This is a genomic window from Corallococcus macrosporus DSM 14697 (assembly GCF_002305895.1).
Taxonomy (GTDB): domain Bacteria; phylum Myxococcota; class Myxococcia; order Myxococcales; family Myxococcaceae; genus Myxococcus; species Myxococcus macrosporus.
This window is the reverse complement of the sequence record NZ_CP022203.1, coordinates 4,891,080-4,909,837: the sequence shown is the minus strand read 5'-3', so window position 1 is coordinate 4,909,837 and position 18,758 is coordinate 4,891,080. Positions and strand designations below refer to the sequence as shown.

The window sequence follows — 18,758 nt, the reverse complement described above, 5'->3', positions numbered from 1 at the left end:
AACCGCTCCAGGAGGCTCACGATGTCGCTCGTGCTCTACGGCCATCCCTTCTCTTCGTACACGCAGAAGGTCCTCATCGCGCTGTATGAGAACGGCACGCCCTTCGAGTTCCGCTGCATCAGCCCGGAGACACCGGCGCACTCCGCGGAGTGGGCGCGGCGCTGGCCCCTGCGCAAGTTCCCGCTGCTGGTGGAGGGCGAGCGCGACATCGCGGAGACGAGCATCATCATCGAGTACCTGCAGCTCGTGCACCCCGGGCCCGTGAAGCTGCTGCCCACGGACCCGAGGGCCGCGCTGGACGTTCGCTTCCTCGACCGCTACTTCGACCTGCACGTGATGAACGCCGCGCAGCACGCCGTGGATGGCGCGCTGACGGGCGACGCGGTGAAGCGCCAGGAGGGCCTGGCCCTGGCCGTGAAGAAGCTGGAGGTCGCCTACGCCTGTCTCGAAGGGCGGCTCGCCGGCAGGACCTGGGCCGCCGCTGGCGAGGACTTCACGCTGGCGGACTGCGCGGCCGCGCCGGCCCTGTTCTACGCGGACTGGACGCACCGCATCTCCGACGCCCACCCGGTGCTGCGCGCCTATCGCTCGCGGTTGCTCGCGCGCCCGTCCTTCGCCCGCGCGGTGGAGGAGGCGCGGCGGTTCCGGCCGCTCTTCCCGTTGGGCGCGCCGGACCGTGATTGACGCCTCGCCGCGTCCCTAGAAGGTGACGCCTTCCTTCGTCGGCGCGGGCACCTCCAGCGGCAGCTTCAGCGCCCCCGCGCCGTCACCGTAGAAGGCGTGGTAGAGGAACAGGTCCGCCACCACCTGCTTCACGTAGCCGCGCGTCTCCCGGAAGGGGATGGTCTCCACGAAGAGGTCCAGCGGCAGCGAGCCTCGTTCCTTCACCCACTTGGCCGCCGAGCCCGGGCCCGCGTTGTACGCCGCCGCCGCGAGCGCCGGGTGCGCGAAGCGCTCCATCAACCGCGAGAGGTACCAGGCGCCGTAGCGGATGTTGCGCTCGGGGGAGAAGAGGTCCGCGGGCGCGGGCACGGGCTCGGCCAGCTTCTCCGCGATGGCGTTCGCCGTCTTGGGGATGATCTGCATCAGCCCGCGCGCGTCGGCGATGCTCATCACCTCCGGCCGGAAGGCGCTCTCCCGCCGCATGATGGCCCACACCAGGTGCGGGTCCACCCGGTGCTGTGTCGCCGCGCCCTCCACCGCCGTGGCGTAGGCGCGCGGGTAGAAGGCCGCCAGCGCTTCGGGCGCGCGCGCGCCGAAGGCCCGGCCCCACAGGTGACGCGCCGCCACCGCGTAGGCGTGGCCATACTCGCCCAGGCCCAGCAGCGCGTGCGCGAAGGGCAGGGCCTGGTCCGCCGAGCGCAGCCGGGCCCCATGCGCCTCCACCTCGTCCGCCGCGTCCCGGAACAGGCCCGCGCGCGTCAGCTCCACCGCGAGCTCCAACTCGGGCGGGCGGGGCAGCGTCAGCATCCGCGGGGGCTCGGGGAAGTGGGCGGGCGCCTTCAGGCCCAGGGCCTTGAGGCGCTCGTTCGCCATCAGCGCGTAGAAGGACGCGGGCGCGGAGGTGATGACGGCTTCGTAGGCGGGACGCAGGGCTTCCGCCTTCGAGCCCTCCAGCTCGCGGCTGCGCGCCAGCCAGTAGCGCGCCTGCGGCCCCATGTTGCTCCTGGGGTAGGCGGCCAGGAACGCGTCCAGCGCGGCGCGCGCCTTCGGGTACTCCTCCTGACGCAGGTGCGCCAGGGCGCGGAACCACATGCCCTCATCCCGCCGGCGCGAGCGGGGGTAGCGCTTCTCGAAGGAAGTGAAGGCCTTCACCGCCTCCGGGAAGCGGCCTTCCTGCAGGTCCAACCACCCCGCGAAGAAGGCGCCCTCGTCACCCGCGGGCTGCGAGGGGTACTTCTGGTCCAGCGCCGCCATCAGCGCCCGGGCCTTGTCGTTGTCGTCGGAGCGGAGCGCGCGCCGCGCCACCAGCAGGTCCGCCTGCGCGGCGATGGCGGCCGGGCCCTTGCGCGCCAACGCGAGCGCCTTCTGGGCGTCCTCCGCCCGCCCCAGCGCGAAGAAGGCCCGCGCGCGCAAGAGCGCCACGCGGGCCGCCTGCGCCTTGTCGAGCTTCACCGTGTCCAGCGTCGCCAGCTCGTCCAGCCCACGCTTCGACGCGCCCGCGTCCAGGAAGCGGTCCGCCCGGGTGGTGCGTTCGGTGAAGCCGAGCTTCGCGGCGGGCTTGCTGCCCTCCGTCAGCCACGCCAGGGCCTCGTCACCGTAGGGGTGGGCGGGGAAGCGCAGCGCCACCGTCAGCATGTCCGCGCGTTGGCCGGCGCGGTTGCCCGACGCGCCGCGTGCCAGGGCGCGCTGGTAGAGCAGCTCCACCGTGGGCGAGGCCCTGGCGGCGGCCTCCAGCACCCGGGCCGCGTCCTTCGCCTTGCCTGCCTTCAGCAGGGACTCGCCCAGCCTCGCCCGGGCGCGGGCCGCGAGCTCCGCGGGCGCCTTGGCCTCCAGGACGCGCTCGAAGTCCTCCGCCGCGCCCGCCGCGTCTCCGGCGTAGAAGCGGGCCTGCCCCAGGTAGAAGGCGTGGTACGGCGCCAGGCGCTTCGGCGGGGGCCAGGCGGACAGCAGCTCCCTGGCCTCGGCGGCCTGCCCGTCAGAGAGGGCGAGCGTCCCCGCGAGCAGCGCCAGCCGGCCCGCGTCCTCGCACTTCTTCGCGGCGCAGGCCGTCAGCTCCGCGCGCGCCAGGGCCGCCGCGTCCGGTTTGTGGAGGCGCACGGCCTCCAGCGTCGTCGGGGATTGCCCCAGGGACATGCCCGCAACCACCCCCGCAACCCACCCGCTCCAACTCATGTGGTCTTCCTTTCACGACGCGGCTTTGCGGCCTGCCAACGAGACGCACTGACCGATCATTCCCCTTGCCCCGCGGGGAGGGTGGTTTGACAGCGGGCGCGACAAGTCCTAGATCCGCGCGGCGTCGGGCCAGTCCAGACTGTTCACCACCAGATGTCATTCGCTGAAAGCGTCCAGGCGATTACGTGCACTTGGGTAGGAACTGCCGACCCATTGCGTCACCCGGAGTGAATCACTACCTTGCGCCGCCGCTCAGCGCCACTCCGGTCCGCCGCCGCATGGCGGGTCCAGTCGTTGTCGTCAGGTAGCACCGCTCGTTCACAGCGCTCGGGGGGGAAACAGTTCAGAGGGAGGGCTTCATGAAGCCGTGTCCAGCCGATCTGCCACAAACCATCAACCCCGAAGCCGGGCCCAAGCGTGCCGGCGTCGAGACCCACCGCAACCTCAACTGTCATCAGTATGACAACTGCCTGGATGAAGCCGTCCGGCGAGGTTGGCAGTCGTTCACCTGCATGAAGTGCCCGATGTACGCACAGGTGGCGCCGCCGCAGATGGGGCTCGAGGCCTACGCCACGCAGCGCCGGCCCGTCTAGTCCGGGGTCCGCCGCGCCCGCGGCGCGTTGGCGAGGACGCCCCTGGCCTGCATCCAGGGGCACCCGCGTGGCCTGGCCGTGCGGGACATCACGGGACGGCCGCGTAGATGACGGCCACCCAGTATTGATTCGTGCCGAAGCGGCGGGAGTCGCCCCGCACCACGCCCACGCCCACGCGGTTGTTCGTGGCGTCGGCCATGCTGCGGGACTCCGGTATCGCCGTGGGGTCCGACAGGACGAAGAAGTCCACGGAGGCCGTGCCCGCGTCGGGGAGCACCTCGAAGACGCGGTCGTGCACCGGGGCCTCACCGGGCTGGGCGGACGGCTGGTCCAGCTCCAACGCGCGCTTCGCATGGGCGCGGGCCAGCGCCTCCAGCGCGGCGCTGCGCGTCAGCGGCGGCAGCTTGCGCGAGGCGCGCAGCCGGCTCAGGGTGTCGTAGGTCTCCTGCCGCGGGTCCACCAGCTCCGGCGAGGCGGGCGGGGCGACGGTGAAGACCTCGGTGAGGACCGCCTCCGGGCGTCCGTTCACCGTGTGGAAGGCCACGCCCACGCCCATGTAGCGGAAGCCCGGGTCCAGCAGGTTGCGGCGGTGGCCGGGGCTGTGCTCGATGCCGAAGTGCGCCGCCAGGGGCCCCGCGGCCAGGCCCAGGTTCTCCCCCGCGCGCACGTAGCGCGCCCCCGCGGGCAGCCGCTTCATCAGCGTGGAGCCGTCCGGCGCGATGTGGGCGAAGAAGCCCTCCCGGGACATGCGCGCGCTGTAGGCCTGCGCCACCTGCTCCAGCGCCGCGTCGGGGACCAGCTCGGCGAGCGAGTGGGCCCGGCGCAGCGCGTTGATGCGCTCGTAGACGGCGCGGCGGGCGTCCTCCAGCGTGGTGGGCTCGGCGGTGTCCTCGCGGGCGGCGCGCCTGCGGGGCTCGCCCTGGTCCACCAGGAAGAGGGCCGCCACTTCAGGCCCCCCATCCGCGCGACCCACCACCTCCACGGTGTAGGTGCCCTCCGTGGCGAAGTGGAGCCGGCTGCAGAAGCCGCCTCCCGCGTTCCGCCGCTGGACGGGCGTCAGGCTCACCGCGCCGTCGGGACGGGTGACGTACACCTCCGCGTGCCGCAGCGGTGGCACCAGGGCGCCGCAGAGCGTGGCGCCGCCGCTGGCGACGCGGCGCGGAAACTCCTGGAGCTCCGCCTTGCGGTCCACCAGCAGCAGCACCAGGGCCGCGCGTTCGGCGATGACCGAAACACCGACGCCGAAGTGCGAGGCGCGCTCGACATGGAAGTCGTCGCGATCGAGGAAGGTCTCGATGGCGTGCCGGGGCACCCAGGCGCGGATGACGAGCGCCCGCGGCGACGGGTCCGCCGCGCCGGAGTCGCTGACGGCGGAGGTGAGAGTGAAGAGGCCCGGCGCGCCGGTGGTGTATTCGGTGAGGGCCTCGCGGGCCAGGCGCCGCGCGGCCTTGGAGAGCCGCGGGTCCTCCACCGGGACACGCCGGCCCACGCGCTCGAATTCGCGGCTCACATGGAGGGCGGCGCTGCGCTCCATGGTGCTCGGCGCTGGCGGCGCGGCGGCCAGGAAGGCGCTCAGCGCCAGCAGGGCCATCATCGGCGCGCCGCCTGGAACGTGAACGTCAGGGACGTCACCGTGCCCGGGCCGAGCCTCGCGTTGAGGCGCTCGCACAGTGAGGCGGACTCGGACTCCAGCGACTGGGCCCACTGCGCCCCCGTCACCGCCACCACCAGCGTGGTGCCCTGCAGGGCCTGGGGGAAGGTGTGGCGCGCCAGGTGTGGCCCCACCACCGCCGCCCACACCGGCGCCAGCGCGTGGCCCTTGCCGGACTCCCCCGCGAGCCGCGCCAGGACGCGAGGAAGAAGGCTTTCCAGGGACTTGGGTTCACCACGGGCCATCGCGGGCGATCATCGATCCGTTGCCCCTGAAAGCCAACCATCGCGTGGGGAGGAGGGGCGCATGGCGGCCGGACAGGCTATGATGGCGCATGAAGGGCGGCGGCCGGCGCCGCGTACCGTCGCGCAGCACGCGTCCTGCCTGTAAGGTCGCGGACGGTCCCCCCGGAGCCGCATCCGCATGAGTCCCACCCCCCGTCCCCTCAAGCTGGCCTGCCTGGCCTGCGTCCTGCTGTGGCTCAGCGGCTGCGGCGCCATGGACGAGGTCCCCGATGAATCCGTGGGCCCGAACCCGAAGGGGCCGCACTGCGCCGTCGACCAGGACTGCCCGGACCCCGCGCTCTTCTTCTGTGATTCAGCCACCGCGCGCTGCGAACCCGCCTGTCTGACGCGTGAGGACTGTCAGGCGTCCCGCCGGGGCAGCTACGCGCTGGCGGCTTGTGACGGCGACGGCGGCCCGGGGTGTCAGTGTGACATGAACCGCTGCGTGCCCGCCGTGTGCGCCGCGGACGCGGACTGTGGCGCGGACGCCGTCTGCCGCAACGGCGCGTGTGTGGCGCCGCCCTCCGAGTCCCTGGCGGCGTCCTGCGAGGTGACGCCGGACGTCGTCGTGGGCGCCCCCGGGCTGGCCGTGGACCTCCAGGTGTGGGTGCGCGACGCGCGGGGCGCCCCGCTGGTGCCGCGCGACGGCGTGACGTGGGAGGCGCTGTCGCCCTCCGTGGTGGGCGGTGGTGCCGGTCCGCGGGGGCGCTACACGCTGTCCGCCCCCAGCGCGGAGCACGCGGCGGTGTCCGTCCGGGTGGGCGACGCGGCCTGCCAGGCCCGCGTCACCGTGCTGTCTCCGGACGTGCCCGCCGGTGGGGTGCGCGTGCTGGTGGTGGACGCGCTCACCGGCCGGCCGGTGCCGCTGGCGCTCGTCGTGGTGTCCGACGACGACGGCGACGTGGCGGCGGCCATGGTGACGAACGCCGACGGCGCGGCGTGGGTGCCCGCGGAGGGGGACGTGGCGCTGTCCGCCTTCCACCCCGACTTCGGCTACCTGACGCTTTCGCGCCACGACGCGAGCGACTTCCGCGACGTGCGGCTGGCCCTGCGGCGCAACCCGCTGGACCGCTTCGGCGGTGTGCAGGGGCGCTTCCCCTCGGTGGTGGCGCCCTTGTCGACGGCGACCTCGCTGCAGGTGGGGCTGATGGGGATGTCCGTGCCGGGCCTGCCCTCCGAGCTGTCCCCCGAGTCCCTGCTGGGGCCGGAGCGCGAGGTGAGCCTCCCGGTGGGGTCGGGCCAGACGCGGGTGACGCTGCCGTCCGGCAGCGCGCTCTGGCTGACAGGCGCCGTGGCGCCGGACGTCGCGGCCCCTGGCCTCGCGGGGGTGTGTGCGGAGCCGCTGCCGGGCGTGGTGGACGCCGAGCTGGCCACGCGGACCGGCGCCTGCGGGACGCGGACGGTGTGGGCGCTGACGGGCGCGTTGCCGCTGAAGGACCTGCCCCTCAACGTGCTGGAGCCGGGCATGGACCCGCTGCTGCAACTGGGGCGCCTGCTGCCGACCTCGACCCGCTTCGTCTCGGCGCTGGCGCGCGACGCGAGCTTCACGCTGGCCCCCACGCCCGGCATCCTCGCCGGTGAGCCGGACGTCAGCGCGGCGGAGTTCGCGCAGGCGCAGCCCTTCGGCGCGGAGACGTCGGGCGTGCGGCTGTCCTTCCCCTTCACGGTGCGCGTGCCGCCGCTGCCCCAGTTCCGGGGGACGTACCTGGACCGGACCTATGCCATGGCCACCGTGGCGGTGCCCGGCCGGGGCCTGGTGCCGCTGGGGCTGGGCGCGGCGGCCAACGTGGCGCCGGCGGACCCCAACACGGACGCGGACGCGCGGCTGGGCCGGCCGGGCGTGGTGGCCGTGCGCATGGCGCCCGCGCACCAGGGCCTGGAGGGACAGCCCTACCGGCTGGTGGTGTCGGCCTCGTCCGGGGTGCGCGCCCAGGATGGCGCGGTGGCCACGAGCACGCTCGTGGCCGACCTGCCCGGGCCGAAGTTCGACCCGGACGGCCTGCGTCCCGTGGAGGCGGGGCTGAGCTTCCTCTCCGTGCCGGAGTTTGTTCGCTACAACTTCGACAGCGACGCGCACGGTGGACTCGACGGGCGCGAGCTCCAGGCCGAGGTGGACGCGCGGGCCAGCCTGGTGCGCGCCGAGTTCACCAACCGCGCCGGCCGCCGCTGGACGGTGCTGTTGGACCCGGACGCCGCGGAGGACGGCGTCGTGGTGCCCCGTCCGCCGCCGGGCGTCGAGGACCGCACCTACGACGTCGCGCTCCTGGGGACGCGCGCGCGGCTCCAGGTGGAGGCGCTGCGCGTGCGCGGCCTGGACCCCCGCGTGGGGCAGGGGCCCGCGCGCCTGGCGGCGGCGGTGGGCCCGGGCATGGAGCGGCTGGCGGACCTGACGGACGCCGTCGCCGTGGTGGGCCTGGGCCGCCCGGAGGTGACGTGGCGGCACCCCGAGGTGGACGGACAGCGGCTGGCCCGAGGCAGCGCGGTGCGGGTGAGCGTCTCCGGCTTCCGCCTGGGCACCCAGCCGGGCGGCGAAGGCCAGGTGCGCGTCACCCTGCGGGGCGGCGTGGGCTGCCAGGACCACGCCCTGTTCGCCGCCGAGCCGGTCGCCCCTGGCCGCGGCGAGGTGGAGCTGGAGCTGCCACCCTCGTGCTCCGGCCTGGGCGTGTCCCTGGTGGCCACCCTGGTGGACCCCGAGGGTGACCCGCTCCGTCCGCTCGTCTCCGAGACCCGACAGGTCGACATCCCCTGACGCCCGAGTATGGGAGCACCCACCCGGGTTCCCTCGCTCTGACTCGCTTTCTTGATTTGCCGGGTGGTAGCGTTGTCTCCTCGGGAGGCAAGGTGCAGAAGGAGACGGTCGTCACGGTCATCTCGAAGATCTCCGACCGGCCGGTCAACCTCGACGCGGCGCTGGTGGTGATCTACGGCCTGGACCTGGGACGCAAGTTCGACCTCACGTCCGAGGAGACGCTCATCGGGCGTTCGTCCAAGGCGGACATCCAGATCGACCAGGAGTCGGTGAGCCGCAACCACGCGAGCATCACCAATACCCGTGAGGGCGTGCGCATCCGCGACCTCGGCTCCACCAACGGCACGTTCATCAACGACGAGCTGGTGGAGGGCGTGCGCGAGCTGCGCAACGGCGACCTGGTGAAGATTGGCCGGACCATCTTCAAGTACATCGCCGGCGGCAACATCGAGGCGGCGTACCACGATGAAATCTACCGGCTGACCACCATGGACGGCCTGACGCAGATCTACAACCGGCGCTACTTCGACGAGCAGTTGGACCGGGAGATTTCGCGCAGCCGCCGCTACGAGCGGATGCTGTCGCTGGTGCTGCTGGACATCGACCACTTCAAGGCGGTGAACGACAAGTTCGGGCACCTGGCGGGGGACTCGGTGCTCAAGCAGCTCGCGTCCACCGTGCGCACGAAGATCCGCCGCGAGGACGTGTTCGCGCGCTACGGCGGCGAGGAGTTCGCCATCCTGCTGCCGGAGGTGTCCGAGGCCGGCACGCGCCAGCTCGCGGAGAAGGTGCGCCGGCTGGTGGAGAAGCAGCGCTTCGAGTTCGACCGGCAGGCCATCCCCGTCACGGTGTCGGTGGGGTTCGCGGTGCTGGAGCCGCACCACCGCGAGCCCGGGGAGCTGGTGCGGGACGCCGACGAGAAGCTCTTCGAGGCGAAGACGACCGGCCGCAACCGCGTGGTGGGCTGAAGCGCCAGCCCACCGGGCCCGGGCGGGGCGCGGCTCAGCCGGCGAAGACGGAGCGGCGCTCGCGCAGCAGCGACTGGAGCATGCTCTGGATGGCCTCGCGGGTGCGCTCGGTGAGGCGTTGGACCTCGCCCAGGTCGTCCGCGGCCTCGGGGGCCAGCCCCTCCACGCCAATGGGTTCGCCGAAGCGGATGCTCCACTTGGCCGGCAGGGGCAGGGGGCCCAGCGGCGTGAGGGGCACGTAGGGCAGGCCCAGGAAGGAGGCGGGGAGGCGGCCCAGCAGCGGTGACGTCTCCTCCGCGCCGACGATGGCCACCGGGACGATGGGCGCCCCCGTGCGCAGCGCCAGCTTCACGAAGCCGCCGCGGCCGAAACGCTTCAGCCGGTAGCGCTCACCGAAGGGCTTGCTGAGGGCCTGGTAGCCCTCCGGGAAGACGACCAGCGGGCGGTGCTCGTCCAGGAGGCGCAGCGCGTTCTCCGGGCAGGCCCGCACCGCGCCCAGGCGGTTGAAGAGCGTTCCCACCACCGGCGCGTGGAAGACCTGATCCTCCACCAGCCAGCGGGGCTCGCGCAGGTCCGGGCGCTCCCGCGTGAGCGCCAGGGACATGACCAGGCCGTCGTAGGGCAGGGCGCCTGAGTGGTTGGCTACCAGGATGGCCGCGCCCGGCGGCACGTGGTCCACGCCCTGCACGCCCACGCGCCAGTATTGCGAGTAGAGGAACTCGAGCACCGGCTCCAGGCGCTCCACGAGCGAGGGGTCCTTGCCGTACTCGTCGAGGTTCGCGCCGCCCCCGGTGCCCAGGCCGGCGCGGACCATGTCCTTCAGCCCGCCCACCGCGAGCATCGCCCGGCCCAGGCCTTCGCTCGCCAGGGCCTGTCCGGCGATGTCTCGCGCCAGGGAGAGGGCCGCCACGGCGCGCTCCGCCAGGGGACGGACGCCCTCGGGCTCGGCGCGCCCGGCGTCCGGCGCGAAGGGCTCACGGTCGGGCTCACCCGACGCGGCGGCGGGCGGTGGTGGCACCAGCGACAGCGGGCCCCTGCGCCCGGGCGGGAACTCGTCGCGCGTGGCGTCCGGCAGCTCCACCTCCGGCTCCACCGCGGAGGTGTCCGCCTCCTCCGTCACCACGACGTGGACCGACGTCTCCTCCCACCGCGAGGACACGGAGGTCTCCGGCGCGGCGTGGCGGGTCCGCAGCTCGTCGATGGCGGCCCGAGCGGCGCTGTCCGCCACCTGCGCGGCCACCTCGGCGGCGTGTTCCTGCTCCTGCTCCGCGCCCTGGGTGGACGGGCCTTGCTCCAGCGCTCCCTCCACGGCGGACCCGGCCAGCTCGGTGGCGAGCTCGGTGGCCATCAGCCGTTCGACCTCGGCGTCGGGCCCCTCCCGCGCGCCCAGCTCCGCGGCCACCGTGGCGGTGGCCGTCGCTTCGGCGACCTCCGCGGCCACGGCCTCCGCCAGGGCGTGCTCCACGTCGCGCTGCCTCGCGGTGGGCTCGCTGGCGTCGTTCACCGGGCCGGGGGCCTCCGCGTCCAGCGCGTACGGCGGAGCGGAAGCCGCGGGCTCACGCAAGGGGAGCGCGGCTTCCTCGGCGCCCCGCGCGTGCTCTGCGGGTCGCCGGGACGGCGCGGGGGCGGCGCCCTTCCCGCCGGTGGCCGCGGCCTTCCCGCCCCTGGCCTTTCCGGACCCCTTCTTGCCTTCGGCCTTGCGGGCCTTCGCGGCGGACGCCTTGCCCGCCGCCCTCGCGGACGCCGTCCCGCCGTTCCCCGGCTTCTTCTTCGCCGTCACCGCGTCCGCGGCGGCCGGCTTCTCCTCGCCACCCGGCGTGGCGGTTTCGGTGGGGCGCGACGCGGCGCCGCGCTTGAAGGGATCGTTCCCAAGGACGCCCTTGGCCATGACTAGCTCCTCTTCAGCGCCGCAGCGGCGTCTTTGACATGGTGGAGGGGGATGAATCCGAGTGCGGACTCGGCGCGCTCGCCGTCCGCGACCCATGAGTAATGGATGTAGTCGAGCAGGGCCACGGGCAACGGGCCCGCGCCCACGACGTCCAGGGTGTGCAGCGCGGCCCGGAACAGCGGCCCCGGCAGGGGGAGCGGCCGGGCGCCCGCCTGTTGGATGAGGCCGGAGAGCGGCATCACCCCGCGGCCCACGACGTTGAGCTCCCCGGACGCGTCCGCGCGCAGCGCCAGGTGCAGGGCTCGGGCCGCGTCCTCCTCATGGAGCCCCTGCCAGAGCGGATCATAGCCCAGCAGCGTGGGCACCACCGGGTGCCTCAGGAGGCGCGTGGCCGGGTTGTCCACCGAGGGCCCGAGCACCGGCGCGAAGCGCAGCACCAGCACGCGCATGTCGGGGTGCCGCTCCCGGAAGGCCCGCACCTGGCCCTCCACCTCCACCTTGTCGGTGACGAAGCGGCTGTGCGGGCACCCCTGGAGCGGCGAGTCCTCCCGCAGCAGGGCGGGGTTGTTCCCGCGCGCGCCGTAGACGGCCGTCATGGACGGCACCACCAGCCGGGGCAGCTTCGAGCGGCCCGCCGCCGTCAGCACGTTCATGGTGCCGATGACCTCCAGCTCGTGCGCCAGGGAGCCGTTGCGGATGGGGCCGAAGAGGAACGCCAGGTGGTAGAGCGCGTCCACGGGCCGCTCGGTGAGCGCGTCGGTGAGCTCGCTCTCCGCGTCGTAGCGCGTGAGGTCCACGCGGTGGAACTCCACCTTGTCGCCTTCGGGCCGCGCGACGTCGAGCACGAGGATGCTCTCCACCTCGGGGTCCTGCTCCAGCCGTGAAAGCAGGAGCCGCCCGTAGTCACCGCTGGCGCCGGTCACCGCGACGCGCAGCCGCCCCTTGCCTGGTCGAGACACGTCCATACGCGGTGTCGTGTGTTAGCCCAGCCGCCTGGGATTGTCAGCCGCCACCCCCGTTGTGTTGCTGGACAACGTCGCCTGGGTGGCGGAGGGTGTCCGGCCGCCATGTCCCGGATTGCCCGTCTCAGCGACGTCCTCATCAACAAGATCGCCGCCGGCGAAGTGGTGGAGCGCCCCGCCTCCGTCGTGAAGGAGCTGGTGGAGAACTCCATCGACGCGGGCGCCAGCACCGTGCGCGTCGAGCTGGAGGGCGGCGGCGTGGACCGCATCATCGTCTCCGACGACGGGCACGGCATGGGGCGCACGGACGCCGTGGCCTGCCTGGAGCGCCACGCCACCAGCAAGCTGCGTGAGCTGGATGACCTGTTCCACATCGACTCCATGGGGTTCCGCGGCGAGGCCATCCCGGCCATCGCATCCGTTTCCCGGTTCACACTTCACTCCGCGGCGGCGGACGCCGAGGTGGGCACGCGGGTGACGGTGGAGGGGGGGCGCCCCCGCTGGTGGAGGACGCGCCGCCGCGGGTGGGCACGGTCATCACCGTGGAGGACCTGTTCTTCAACGTGCCCGCGCGCCGCAAGTTCCTGCGCCGGGGCGACACGGAGCTGAAGCACGCGGAGGAGGCCGTGGTGCGCCTGGCCCTGGCGTACCCGGAGGTGGGCTTCTTCGCCTCGCACGAAGGCGGCACGCTCTTCTCCAGCGCCGCCTGCCCGGATGATCCGCGCGAGCGGATCGCCGCCGCGCTGGGCTCCACGGCGCATCCCCACCTCTTCCCCGTGGAGGAGCGCCGGCTGGGCGTGGCCGTCACGGGGTACGCCGCCTCGCCCGAGTTCACCTTCAACAACGCGCGCGGCCTCTACACCTTCGTCAACCGCCGCTACATCCGCGACCGCGGCCTCATCGGCACCATCCAGCGCGCCTACCAGGAGTTCCTCGCGGCGGGCCGCCAGCCGGTGGTGGTGCTCCACATCGACGTGGACCCGCGCGCGGTGGACGTGAACGTGCACCCCCAGAAGCAGGAGGTCCGCTTCGCCGACGCCCGGGGGGTCCAGGAGGCCGTGACGGCCGCGCTCAGCCGCATGCTGCGCGCCGCGCCGTGGCTGGGCTCGGGCGTGGAGGGCTCCGCGCCCCAGGCGGGGCAGCCCATGGACGCCGCGCACTACGCGCACGCCGTGGAGCGCTTCCTCACCCGCGCCCAGGAGGCGGCGTGGGGCGGGCCGCTGCCCACCGCCATGGACGCGCCGGGGCCCGGGCCGGGCGCGCCCTCGCTGCCGCCCATGGGGCAGGGGACCGGGCCGGGCGCGCTGCCCTTCGCCGCCGCGGTGGGGCAGGCGCCCGCCTTCGGGCAGGCCCAGCCCCAGCTCAATGAAGCGCCGCCGCCGGGCTACTTCGGCGCGCTGCGGCCCCTGGGCATGCTGGGCGGACGCTTCCACGTCTGTGAAGGCCCCGGTGGCACGCTGGTGGTGATGGACCCGCACGCCGCGCTGGAGCGCGCGCGGCTGACGGGCTACCTGCGCGCGCTGGAGTCCGGCAAGCCGCCTCCGGCGCCCACGCTCTTCAGCTCCACGCTGGAGCTGCCCGTCGCCGCGGCCAAGGCGCTGGTGGAGGGCAGGGAGGCCCTGGGCCGCCTGGGCTTCGACGTGGAGCCCTTCGGCGGCACCACGGTGGCGCTGAAGACGGTGCCGCCAGGCCTGGAGGGCGCGGACGCGCGCGCGCTGCTGGAGGCGCTGGCGCGGGCCCTGCCGCCCCGGAGCGCGACGCTGGACGCGGTGTCGCTGGCGGAGGCGGTGCGGGTGATGGCGTGCCACGCCGCGAAGCAGGCCGGCGCCTCGCCGCTGTCCGACGCGCAGCTCCGCGCGCTGCTCGGGGAGCTGGACCGCGCGGACTTCCACCCCACGTGCAGCCACGGCACGGTGGTGGTGCTGGAGATGCCCCTGCTGGAGCTGGAGCGGCGCGCCCGCTGACCGCCCTGAAAATTGACGGGGGGGGACCCCCTGGTACCGTGCGCCACACGCCTGTAGCACCCAGGCCAACCTCCGCAGCGCACAGGAGCGGGCACATGCACGGTGTGATCACCCTGCGGGACGTGGTGGCGAATCTCGGCGTGGTGCTGCGCGAGTTCGGCGCCGGATGCGTGGTGCGCTGCTTCGTGGCGTCGCTGCGCCGCCGGCGGACCACCTTCCTGGAAATCGCGCTGAGCCCCAAGCGCCCCTGACGCCAAAGCCGCCCATTGATGCTCCGCCGCCTCCTTCCGCTCGCACTGCTGCTCTCCGCGCCCGCCGCCGCCCAGGACCATGACGGCTACGGCGATGAGGACGTCTCCACCTCGTTGGATGGGGTGGGCCGCATCACCATCCAGGGCGGCTGGCGCATCACCCCCAACAAGACGCTGTATGACGGCTGGTACGCGCGCCCCGCCAACCAGGGGCTGCCGCGCGCCCGGGAGGTGACGGGCGGCCCCACGGTGACGGCGTCCTTCGCCTACGCCATCTCCGACCTGCTGGAGGTGGGCATCGACCTGTTCGGGACGAAGAGCCGCCTCTACCTCAACGAGCCCGGCGCTGACGGTGCGCCTCCGCAGGCACGGCAGGTGGACACGCTCGGGTACGGGGCGCTCATCGGCCTGCGCTTCCAGACGGTGCTTCCGGGAATCGGGCCGCACGGGCTGGTGCCCTTCGCCGGCCTGCTCACCGGGCCCACGCTCACCTCGTCGGAGCGCAAGGGGGAGGCGCTGCAGGAGATCACCACGCAGGCCTGGATGGGCAACGTGGGGGCCACGCTGCGGCTGACGCCCCGGTGGGGCATCACCGCGGACTACCGGCTGGCCTTCCTGCGGGGCCCGGTGGGGCCGCCCACCGGCCGCGTCGGCTCGTTCAGCCTGGGAGGGAGCTGGCTCTCCCTGGGCGTGACGTACAGCTTTCCAGCGGAGCCATCACGACCGCTCTCTGGCGGTCTGTAGGGGAGGCAGGCGAGCCGGACACGGCCGCCCTTCTTCTGGGAAATGCATTGGCCAAGCAGCGCTGTTCCGCTGCGGAAATTATCGCCGCATGACCGGGAGAACTCCTTACGATGCGTGAATCGGCCGAGATCATTTCCGGGCCCAGGAAGATGTCCATGCCAGACCAGCCGAAGACGGATGTGGAAAAGGAGCTCACGGAGCTGCGCCGTGAGATCGTCGAGGCACGCAACCTCGTCATCAAGAGCGACAACCTGCTCAAGAACCTCCACGCGGAGGTGAAGGCGGTTGGCAAACGCCACGAAGATTTCCAGAAGCGCCAGTGGCTGTCGTCCGCGGTGGCCTACGTGCTGTTCGCGGTCATCGCCGTGGGCGCCGCGCTGATGATCAACAGCGCGCGCAGCTCCAGCGCCACCAACGAGCGGGAGCGCCTGGAGAAGACGGTCGCCGACCTCACCGGCCAGCTCGAGAAGCAGCGCGCGGACACCGCGGCGCACCAGGCGGTCCAGCAGGAGGCGAACAAGGTCTACAAGATGATGACCAACCTGCCGGGCGACGAGCGCCTCAAGGGCATTGACGCGCTGGTGAAGCTGGACACGTCGCGGCTGAGCAACCTGGAGCGCCAGGCCCTCAATGACCGCGCCGCCGTGCTGCGCCGGGAGACGGGCGACGCCGCGTTCGAGCAGGGGAAGATCGCCTTCCGCAAGAACGAGATGGACGGCGTCATCTCCAACATGGAGCGCTTCCTGGCCATGAACCCGCCCCAGGACCAGGCGCTGGACGCGTCCTTCTTCCTGGGCACGGCCTACAACAACACCCGCAACCACGAGAAGGCGGTCCCGCTGCTCGCCCGCTTCGTGGAGGGCGACCGCAAGTCCAAGACGCGCGACTACGCCATGCTGCTGCTGGCGCACTCCTACCAGGAGGTCGGCCAGTACGATAAGGCGCTGGAGATCGCCCGTGACGCGGCCGGCACCTACCTCAACAGCCAGTACCAGTCGCAGTTCCGGGGCCGCATCGCCACGGTGAAGCGCCTGATGAACCCGGCCCCCGCGCAGGCCACCAGCCAGCCCGGCCAGTAGCCCGCCCGGGGCCAGCGCCCCGCCGGTTGGACGCTGGAGACACGGAAGCGTTGCCACGCGGGGTCCACGGTCATAAGACGTGGGCCCCGTGTCCTCTCCCGACCCCCGGAAAGATCCCCGCTTCCGCCGCTTCCGTGGCGCCGCGTATGGGATCCACATCCTCCTCACCACCCTGTTCTCGCTGTGGCTCATCTGGAGCGTCGGTCGCTCTGTCTCGGCGATGACACCGGAGCAGCTGCCGCCCGCCCCCGTGACGCTCACGTTCCGCGAGTGCCTGGAGGGCGCGCGCGCGCTGTGGACGGAGCTGGAGAGCGGCCGCGAGAAGCTGGTGAACGTCTCTCCCGCCAAGAGCGTGGACCAGGAGTGGATGCGCTTCCGCACCGCCTGGCTCCAGAAGCTCCGCGTGCGTGAGTCCGAGTGCGCGCTCGACTCGCGCGAGCGCGCCCCCCTGCGCGAGGTGTTCGGCCGGCTGGTGCGCGTGCAGGACCTCTACGCCATCCACGCCGTGCAGTACGCGGGCGAGGTGGGCGGCGCGGTGGACGCCCTGCATGCCGCCCTGGAGCGCGCGGGCCGCGACCCCAGCGCCGGCCGGCTGCCCTGAGTCAGCGCACCGGCAGCAGGGCGGTGTAGCGGCCCAGGTGGTCCGACACCGTCTGGGACAGCAGCACCGGGGACGGGCGCCCGCCCAGGTTCGCCACCCGGTAGAAGCGCACGGACGCGTAGGGCGTGGGCAGGCCGGACTCGCTCACCAGGCCCCGCACCGTGCGGCCCCGCTGGAGCGGGAAGGTGGCCAGCACCTGCTCCGTCGAGTCGTCGCCGGGGAGCACGGTGACGACGCGGCTGACGCGGGGCAGGTTCTCCGTGGGGATGAAGTCCATGCGGTAGATGCCCGGATCCAACCCCAGGCGGAAGCCGCCGGTGTCGTCCGTGGTGCCCAGGGACTCTCCACCCGCCGGGGGCCGGGGCCAGCCGGGCACCTGGCCCACCGGGTCCGCCAGCACGCGCACGCCCAGCGCCGGGGAGGCGCCGTCCGTCTGCAGGATCGTGCCCCGCACGATGCGCCGGTCCGGGCACACCACGTCCGTCAGGACGGCGCCGGTGCGCGGCACCTCCACCGGCTGCACCGTCAGGCCCGCGGTGGAGCCCGACGGCGGCACCACCACCAGGGACAGGCCGCTGCCCGGCGCGGAGGGGAGCGTCAGCGCCGTGAAGCGGCCCTCCGCGTCGGTGACGCTCATGGGCCCCTGGAAGGTGCCGCCGCCGCCCACCTGCCCGCCCAGGGACACCGTGGCCTGGGCCACCGGCCGGCCGTCCCGCCCGAGGATGCGGCCGGACACCTGGACGGGCGCGCCGTAGTCGCCCAGCTCCAGCGGCGCGGCGAGCGGCTCGCGCGGGTCCACGGTGAACGTCTTCTGGGGCACCCACACGTCACCCGCCGCCGTCACGCGCACCAGGAGGCTGGTCCGCTGCGAGGCCTCCAGGGGCAGGGCCAGGGAGAACGCGCCCGTGCTCCGCGACACCGGCACCCGCTGGGACAGGGGAGACAGGTCCGCGTTCAGCGCCTGCGCCTCCAGCTCGGCGTCCACCAGGAGCGCCCCCTGCCGCACCACCTGGCCGTCCAGCCGCGCCACCTGGTGGGGGGACAGCAGCTCCAGATGCAGGGGCCTCGCGCCGCCCGGCTCCACGGTGGCGTGGCCCTGGACCGGGGGGAGCCCCAGGTCCTCCGGCTCCAGCGTCACGGTGTACGTCCCGGTCCCCACCGGCAGCGTCCAGCTTCCATTCACGGGCACCAGGCTCGCGGTGAAGGTGCGCGTCACGCCCGGCAGCAGCGCGCTCTGCCCGCGGGCCGTCAGGTGGATGGGCTCGTTGTAGGGGCGCGAGGCCCCACCGGGCGCCGTGACGCGCGCCGCGCTGCCCTGGACGGTCGCGGGCCCGAACAGCGCCAGGTTCAGCTCCGGACGGACGGCGTCCACCTCGAAGTCCTGCGCGTGCAGGCCGTCATGGGGGTTGGGCGTCACCTCCACGACGATGTCCTGGCCCGGGTCGCCGCACCCGTCCGGGAAGCACACCTCGTTGGCGGCGCAGTCGCTGTCCTCGCGGCACACCAGCTCGCTGGGGTCCGGCGTCTCCTCCAGCAGCACGCAGCCCGCGCTGGAGAGCCCGCTCAGCAGCGTGGCCCACGCGAGCCTCCGGAGCGGGCGCCACGGCCTCACCGGCAGTCCCCCTGGACGGTGTTGACCACCCACGAGTAGGTGACGGCGAAGCCCGGGTTGTCGAGCGTGGTGCCATCCGGCAACTGCACCGGCCGCGGCTGCACCACCCGGTCCACCAGCTCCGCGTCGCTCACCAGCGCCTCCACCAGGTGGGGGCCGGGCGCGGCCAGCGGGTTGTTGGCGGAGGCCAGGCTGATGAGCAGCGTGCCCCGGTCCGAGCGCCGGGGCTCGCGGGTGCTGGCCAGCTCGTACTGGCGGTAGGGGCCGCGCGGGTCCTGCGGGTTGTAGTCCACGTACCAGTGCACGACGATGCGGTCGTCCACGTCCGGGTCCTCGACGGCCACCTCGAAGGTGAGGTCGCAGGTGCTGGCGCCGAAGTCCGGGATGAAGCGCTGCTGGGGCGCCACCAGGCTTTCGATGATGCGCGGGGGCCGGTTCATGAAGTCCGGCACCGCGTCCAGCAGCGTGTCGTCCTGGGGGATGAGGCACCCGGACGCAACGAGGCTCGCGGCCACCAGCCGCCGCAGCCGTCGTCTCCCGGTGTCTTGCCGCGTCGTGGCGTCCATCATCCCGTCGG

15 protein-coding genes and 1 pseudogene are annotated in these 18,758 nt (G+C 73.4%); 9 read left to right on the top strand and 7 right to left on the bottom strand.

Annotation, left to right across the window (positions count from 1 at the left end; translation table 11 throughout):
- Positions 1-21: 21 nt before the first annotated feature.
- Complete coding sequence (locus MYMAC_RS19910; RefSeq protein ID WP_095959225.1) at positions 22-684, top strand: glutathione S-transferase family protein; 663 nt, start codon at positions 22-24, stop codon at positions 682-684.
- A 15-nt stretch (positions 685-699) separates the two neighbouring features.
- Here MYMAC_RS19910 and MYMAC_RS19905 read toward each other — a convergent pair whose 3' ends face one another.
- Complete coding sequence (locus tag MYMAC_RS19905) at positions 700-2,835, bottom strand: lytic transglycosylase domain-containing protein (protein ID WP_095959224.1); 2,136 nt, start codon at positions 2,833-2,835, stop codon at positions 700-702.
- Between the two features lie 359 nt (positions 2,836-3,194).
- On the opposite strand from MYMAC_RS19905, the gene MYMAC_RS19900 reads away from it, so the two are divergent.
- Positions 3,195-3,428, top strand: coding sequence for a hypothetical protein (locus MYMAC_RS19900; protein WP_043711416.1), 234 nt, complete (start codon positions 3,195-3,197; stop codon positions 3,426-3,428).
- 88 nt (positions 3,429-3,516) lie between these two features.
- On the opposite strand, the gene MYMAC_RS19895 is transcribed toward MYMAC_RS19900, so the two are convergent.
- Entirely contained in the window at positions 3,517-5,022 is a 1,506-nt protein-coding gene (locus tag MYMAC_RS19895; protein WP_095959223.1) for a CAP domain-containing protein, read from the bottom strand.
- A complete protein-coding gene (locus MYMAC_RS19890; RefSeq protein WP_095959222.1) occupies positions 5,019-5,324 on the bottom strand; it encodes a DciA family protein in 306 nt (101 codons plus the stop codon). Before MYMAC_RS19890 ends, MYMAC_RS19895 begins: the two co-directional genes overlap by 4 nt.
- Positions 5,325-5,502: 178 nt before the next feature.
- On the opposite strand from MYMAC_RS19890, the gene MYMAC_RS19885 reads away from it, so the two are divergent.
- Both MYMAC_RS19885 and MYMAC_RS19880 read left to right on the top strand, forming a co-directional pair.
- Positions 5,503-8,112: a hypothetical protein gene (locus MYMAC_RS19885; protein WP_095959221.1), complete on the top strand. Its 2,610-nt coding sequence runs from the start codon at positions 5,503-5,505 to the stop codon at positions 8,110-8,112.
- A 92-nt stretch (positions 8,113-8,204) separates the two neighbouring features.
- Positions 8,205-9,080, top strand: coding sequence for a diguanylate cyclase (locus MYMAC_RS19880; RefSeq protein ID WP_013940641.1), 876 nt, complete (start codon positions 8,205-8,207; stop codon positions 9,078-9,080).
- 34 nt (positions 9,081-9,114) lie between these two features.
- Here the strand turns inward: MYMAC_RS19880 and MYMAC_RS38390 are convergent, their stop codons facing one another.
- Both MYMAC_RS38390 and MYMAC_RS19870 read right to left on the bottom strand, forming a co-directional pair.
- On the bottom strand, positions 9,115-10,968 hold the full coding sequence (locus MYMAC_RS38390) for a 1-acyl-sn-glycerol-3-phosphate acyltransferase (protein ID WP_095959220.1): 1,854 nt from the start codon (positions 10,966-10,968) through the stop codon (positions 9,115-9,117).
- A gap of 2 nt (positions 10,969-10,970) precedes the next feature.
- The gene (locus MYMAC_RS19870) at positions 10,971-11,933 is read right to left on the bottom strand and encodes an SDR family oxidoreductase (protein WP_013940639.1); all 963 of its coding nucleotides are present in this window, start codon (positions 11,931-11,933) and stop codon (positions 10,971-10,973) included.
- Between the two features lie 102 nt (positions 11,934-12,035).
- Between MYMAC_RS19870 and mutL the strand changes: the two are divergent.
- The 5 genes and pseudogenes from mutL (at position 12,036) to MYMAC_RS19850 (ending at position 16,569) form a co-directional block, all read left to right on the top strand.
- Positions 12,036-13,894 (top strand): annotated as a pseudogene (gene mutL, locus MYMAC_RS19865) (DNA mismatch repair endonuclease MutL).
- A 95-nt stretch (positions 13,895-13,989) separates the two neighbouring features.
- Positions 13,990-14,145, top strand: a complete 156-nt coding sequence (locus tag MYMAC_RS37245) for a hypothetical protein (RefSeq protein WP_163884409.1) — start codon at positions 13,990-13,992, stop codon at positions 14,143-14,145.
- 18 nt (positions 14,146-14,163) lie between these two features.
- Entirely contained in the window at positions 14,164-14,889 is a 726-nt protein-coding gene (locus MYMAC_RS19860; RefSeq protein WP_170114749.1) for a hypothetical protein, read from the top strand.
- Between the two features lie 155 nt (positions 14,890-15,044).
- On the top strand, positions 15,045-15,968 hold the full coding sequence (locus MYMAC_RS19855) for a tetratricopeptide repeat protein (RefSeq protein WP_414114831.1): 924 nt from the start codon (positions 15,045-15,047) through the stop codon (positions 15,966-15,968).
- A gap of 88 nt (positions 15,969-16,056) precedes the next feature.
- On the top strand, positions 16,057-16,569 hold the full coding sequence (locus MYMAC_RS19850) for a hypothetical protein (RefSeq protein WP_204816825.1): 513 nt from the start codon (positions 16,057-16,059) through the stop codon (positions 16,567-16,569).
- Position 16,570: 1 nt separating this feature from the next.
- On the opposite strand, the gene MYMAC_RS19845 is transcribed toward MYMAC_RS19850, so the two are convergent.
- Both MYMAC_RS19845 and MYMAC_RS19840 read right to left on the bottom strand, forming a co-directional pair.
- Positions 16,571-18,181 carry a carboxypeptidase regulatory-like domain-containing protein gene (locus MYMAC_RS19845; protein ID WP_239988901.1) on the bottom strand — a complete coding sequence of 537 codons (1,611 nt, stop codon included), beginning with the start codon at positions 18,179-18,181 and terminating at the stop codon, positions 16,571-16,573.
- The gene (locus MYMAC_RS19840; protein ID WP_013940632.1) at positions 18,178-18,750 is read right to left on the bottom strand and encodes a hypothetical protein; all 573 of its coding nucleotides are present in this window, start codon (positions 18,748-18,750) and stop codon (positions 18,178-18,180) included. The genes MYMAC_RS19845 and MYMAC_RS19840 overlap by 4 nt, the downstream gene beginning before the upstream one ends.
- Positions 18,751-18,758 lie beyond the last annotated feature (8 nt).

Bases quoted from the DNA above. Each gene is read 5' to 3' on its own strand.
- MYMAC_RS19890 (WP_095959222.1), bottom strand. From the start codon at position 5,324: ATGGCCCGTGGTGAACCCAAGTCCCTGGAAAGCCTTCTTCCTCGCGTC.
- MYMAC_RS19885 (WP_095959221.1), top strand. From the start codon at position 5,503: ATGAGTCCCACCCCCCGTCCCCTCAAGCTGGCCTGCCTGGCCTGCGTC.
- MYMAC_RS19905 (WP_095959224.1), bottom strand. From the start codon at position 2,835: ATGAGTTGGAGCGGGTGGGTTGCGGGGGTGGTTGCGGGCATGTCCCTG.
- MYMAC_RS19840 (WP_013940632.1), bottom strand. From the start codon at position 18,750: ATGATGGACGCCACGACGCGGCAAGACACCGGGAGACGACGGCTGCGG.
- MYMAC_RS19900 (WP_043711416.1), top strand. From the start codon at position 3,195: ATGAAGCCGTGTCCAGCCGATCTGCCACAAACCATCAACCCCGAAGCC.
- MYMAC_RS19860 (WP_170114749.1), top strand. From the start codon at position 14,164: ATGCTCCGCCGCCTCCTTCCGCTCGCACTGCTGCTCTCCGCGCCCGCC.
- MYMAC_RS38390 (WP_095959220.1), bottom strand. From the start codon at position 10,968: ATGGCCAAGGGCGTCCTTGGGAACGATCCCTTCAAGCGCGGCGCCGCG.
- MYMAC_RS19895 (WP_095959223.1), bottom strand. From the start codon at position 5,022: ATGATGGCCCTGCTGGCGCTGAGCGCCTTCCTGGCCGCCGCGCCGCCA.
- MYMAC_RS19910 (WP_095959225.1), top strand. From the start codon at position 22: ATGTCGCTCGTGCTCTACGGCCATCCCTTCTCTTCGTACACGCAGAAG.
- MYMAC_RS19855 (WP_414114831.1), top strand. From the start codon at position 15,045: ATGCCAGACCAGCCGAAGACGGATGTGGAAAAGGAGCTCACGGAGCTG.
- MYMAC_RS37245 (WP_163884409.1), top strand. From the start codon at position 13,990: ATGCACGGTGTGATCACCCTGCGGGACGTGGTGGCGAATCTCGGCGTG.
- MYMAC_RS19870 (WP_013940639.1), bottom strand. From the start codon at position 11,933: ATGGACGTGTCTCGACCAGGCAAGGGGCGGCTGCGCGTCGCGGTGACC.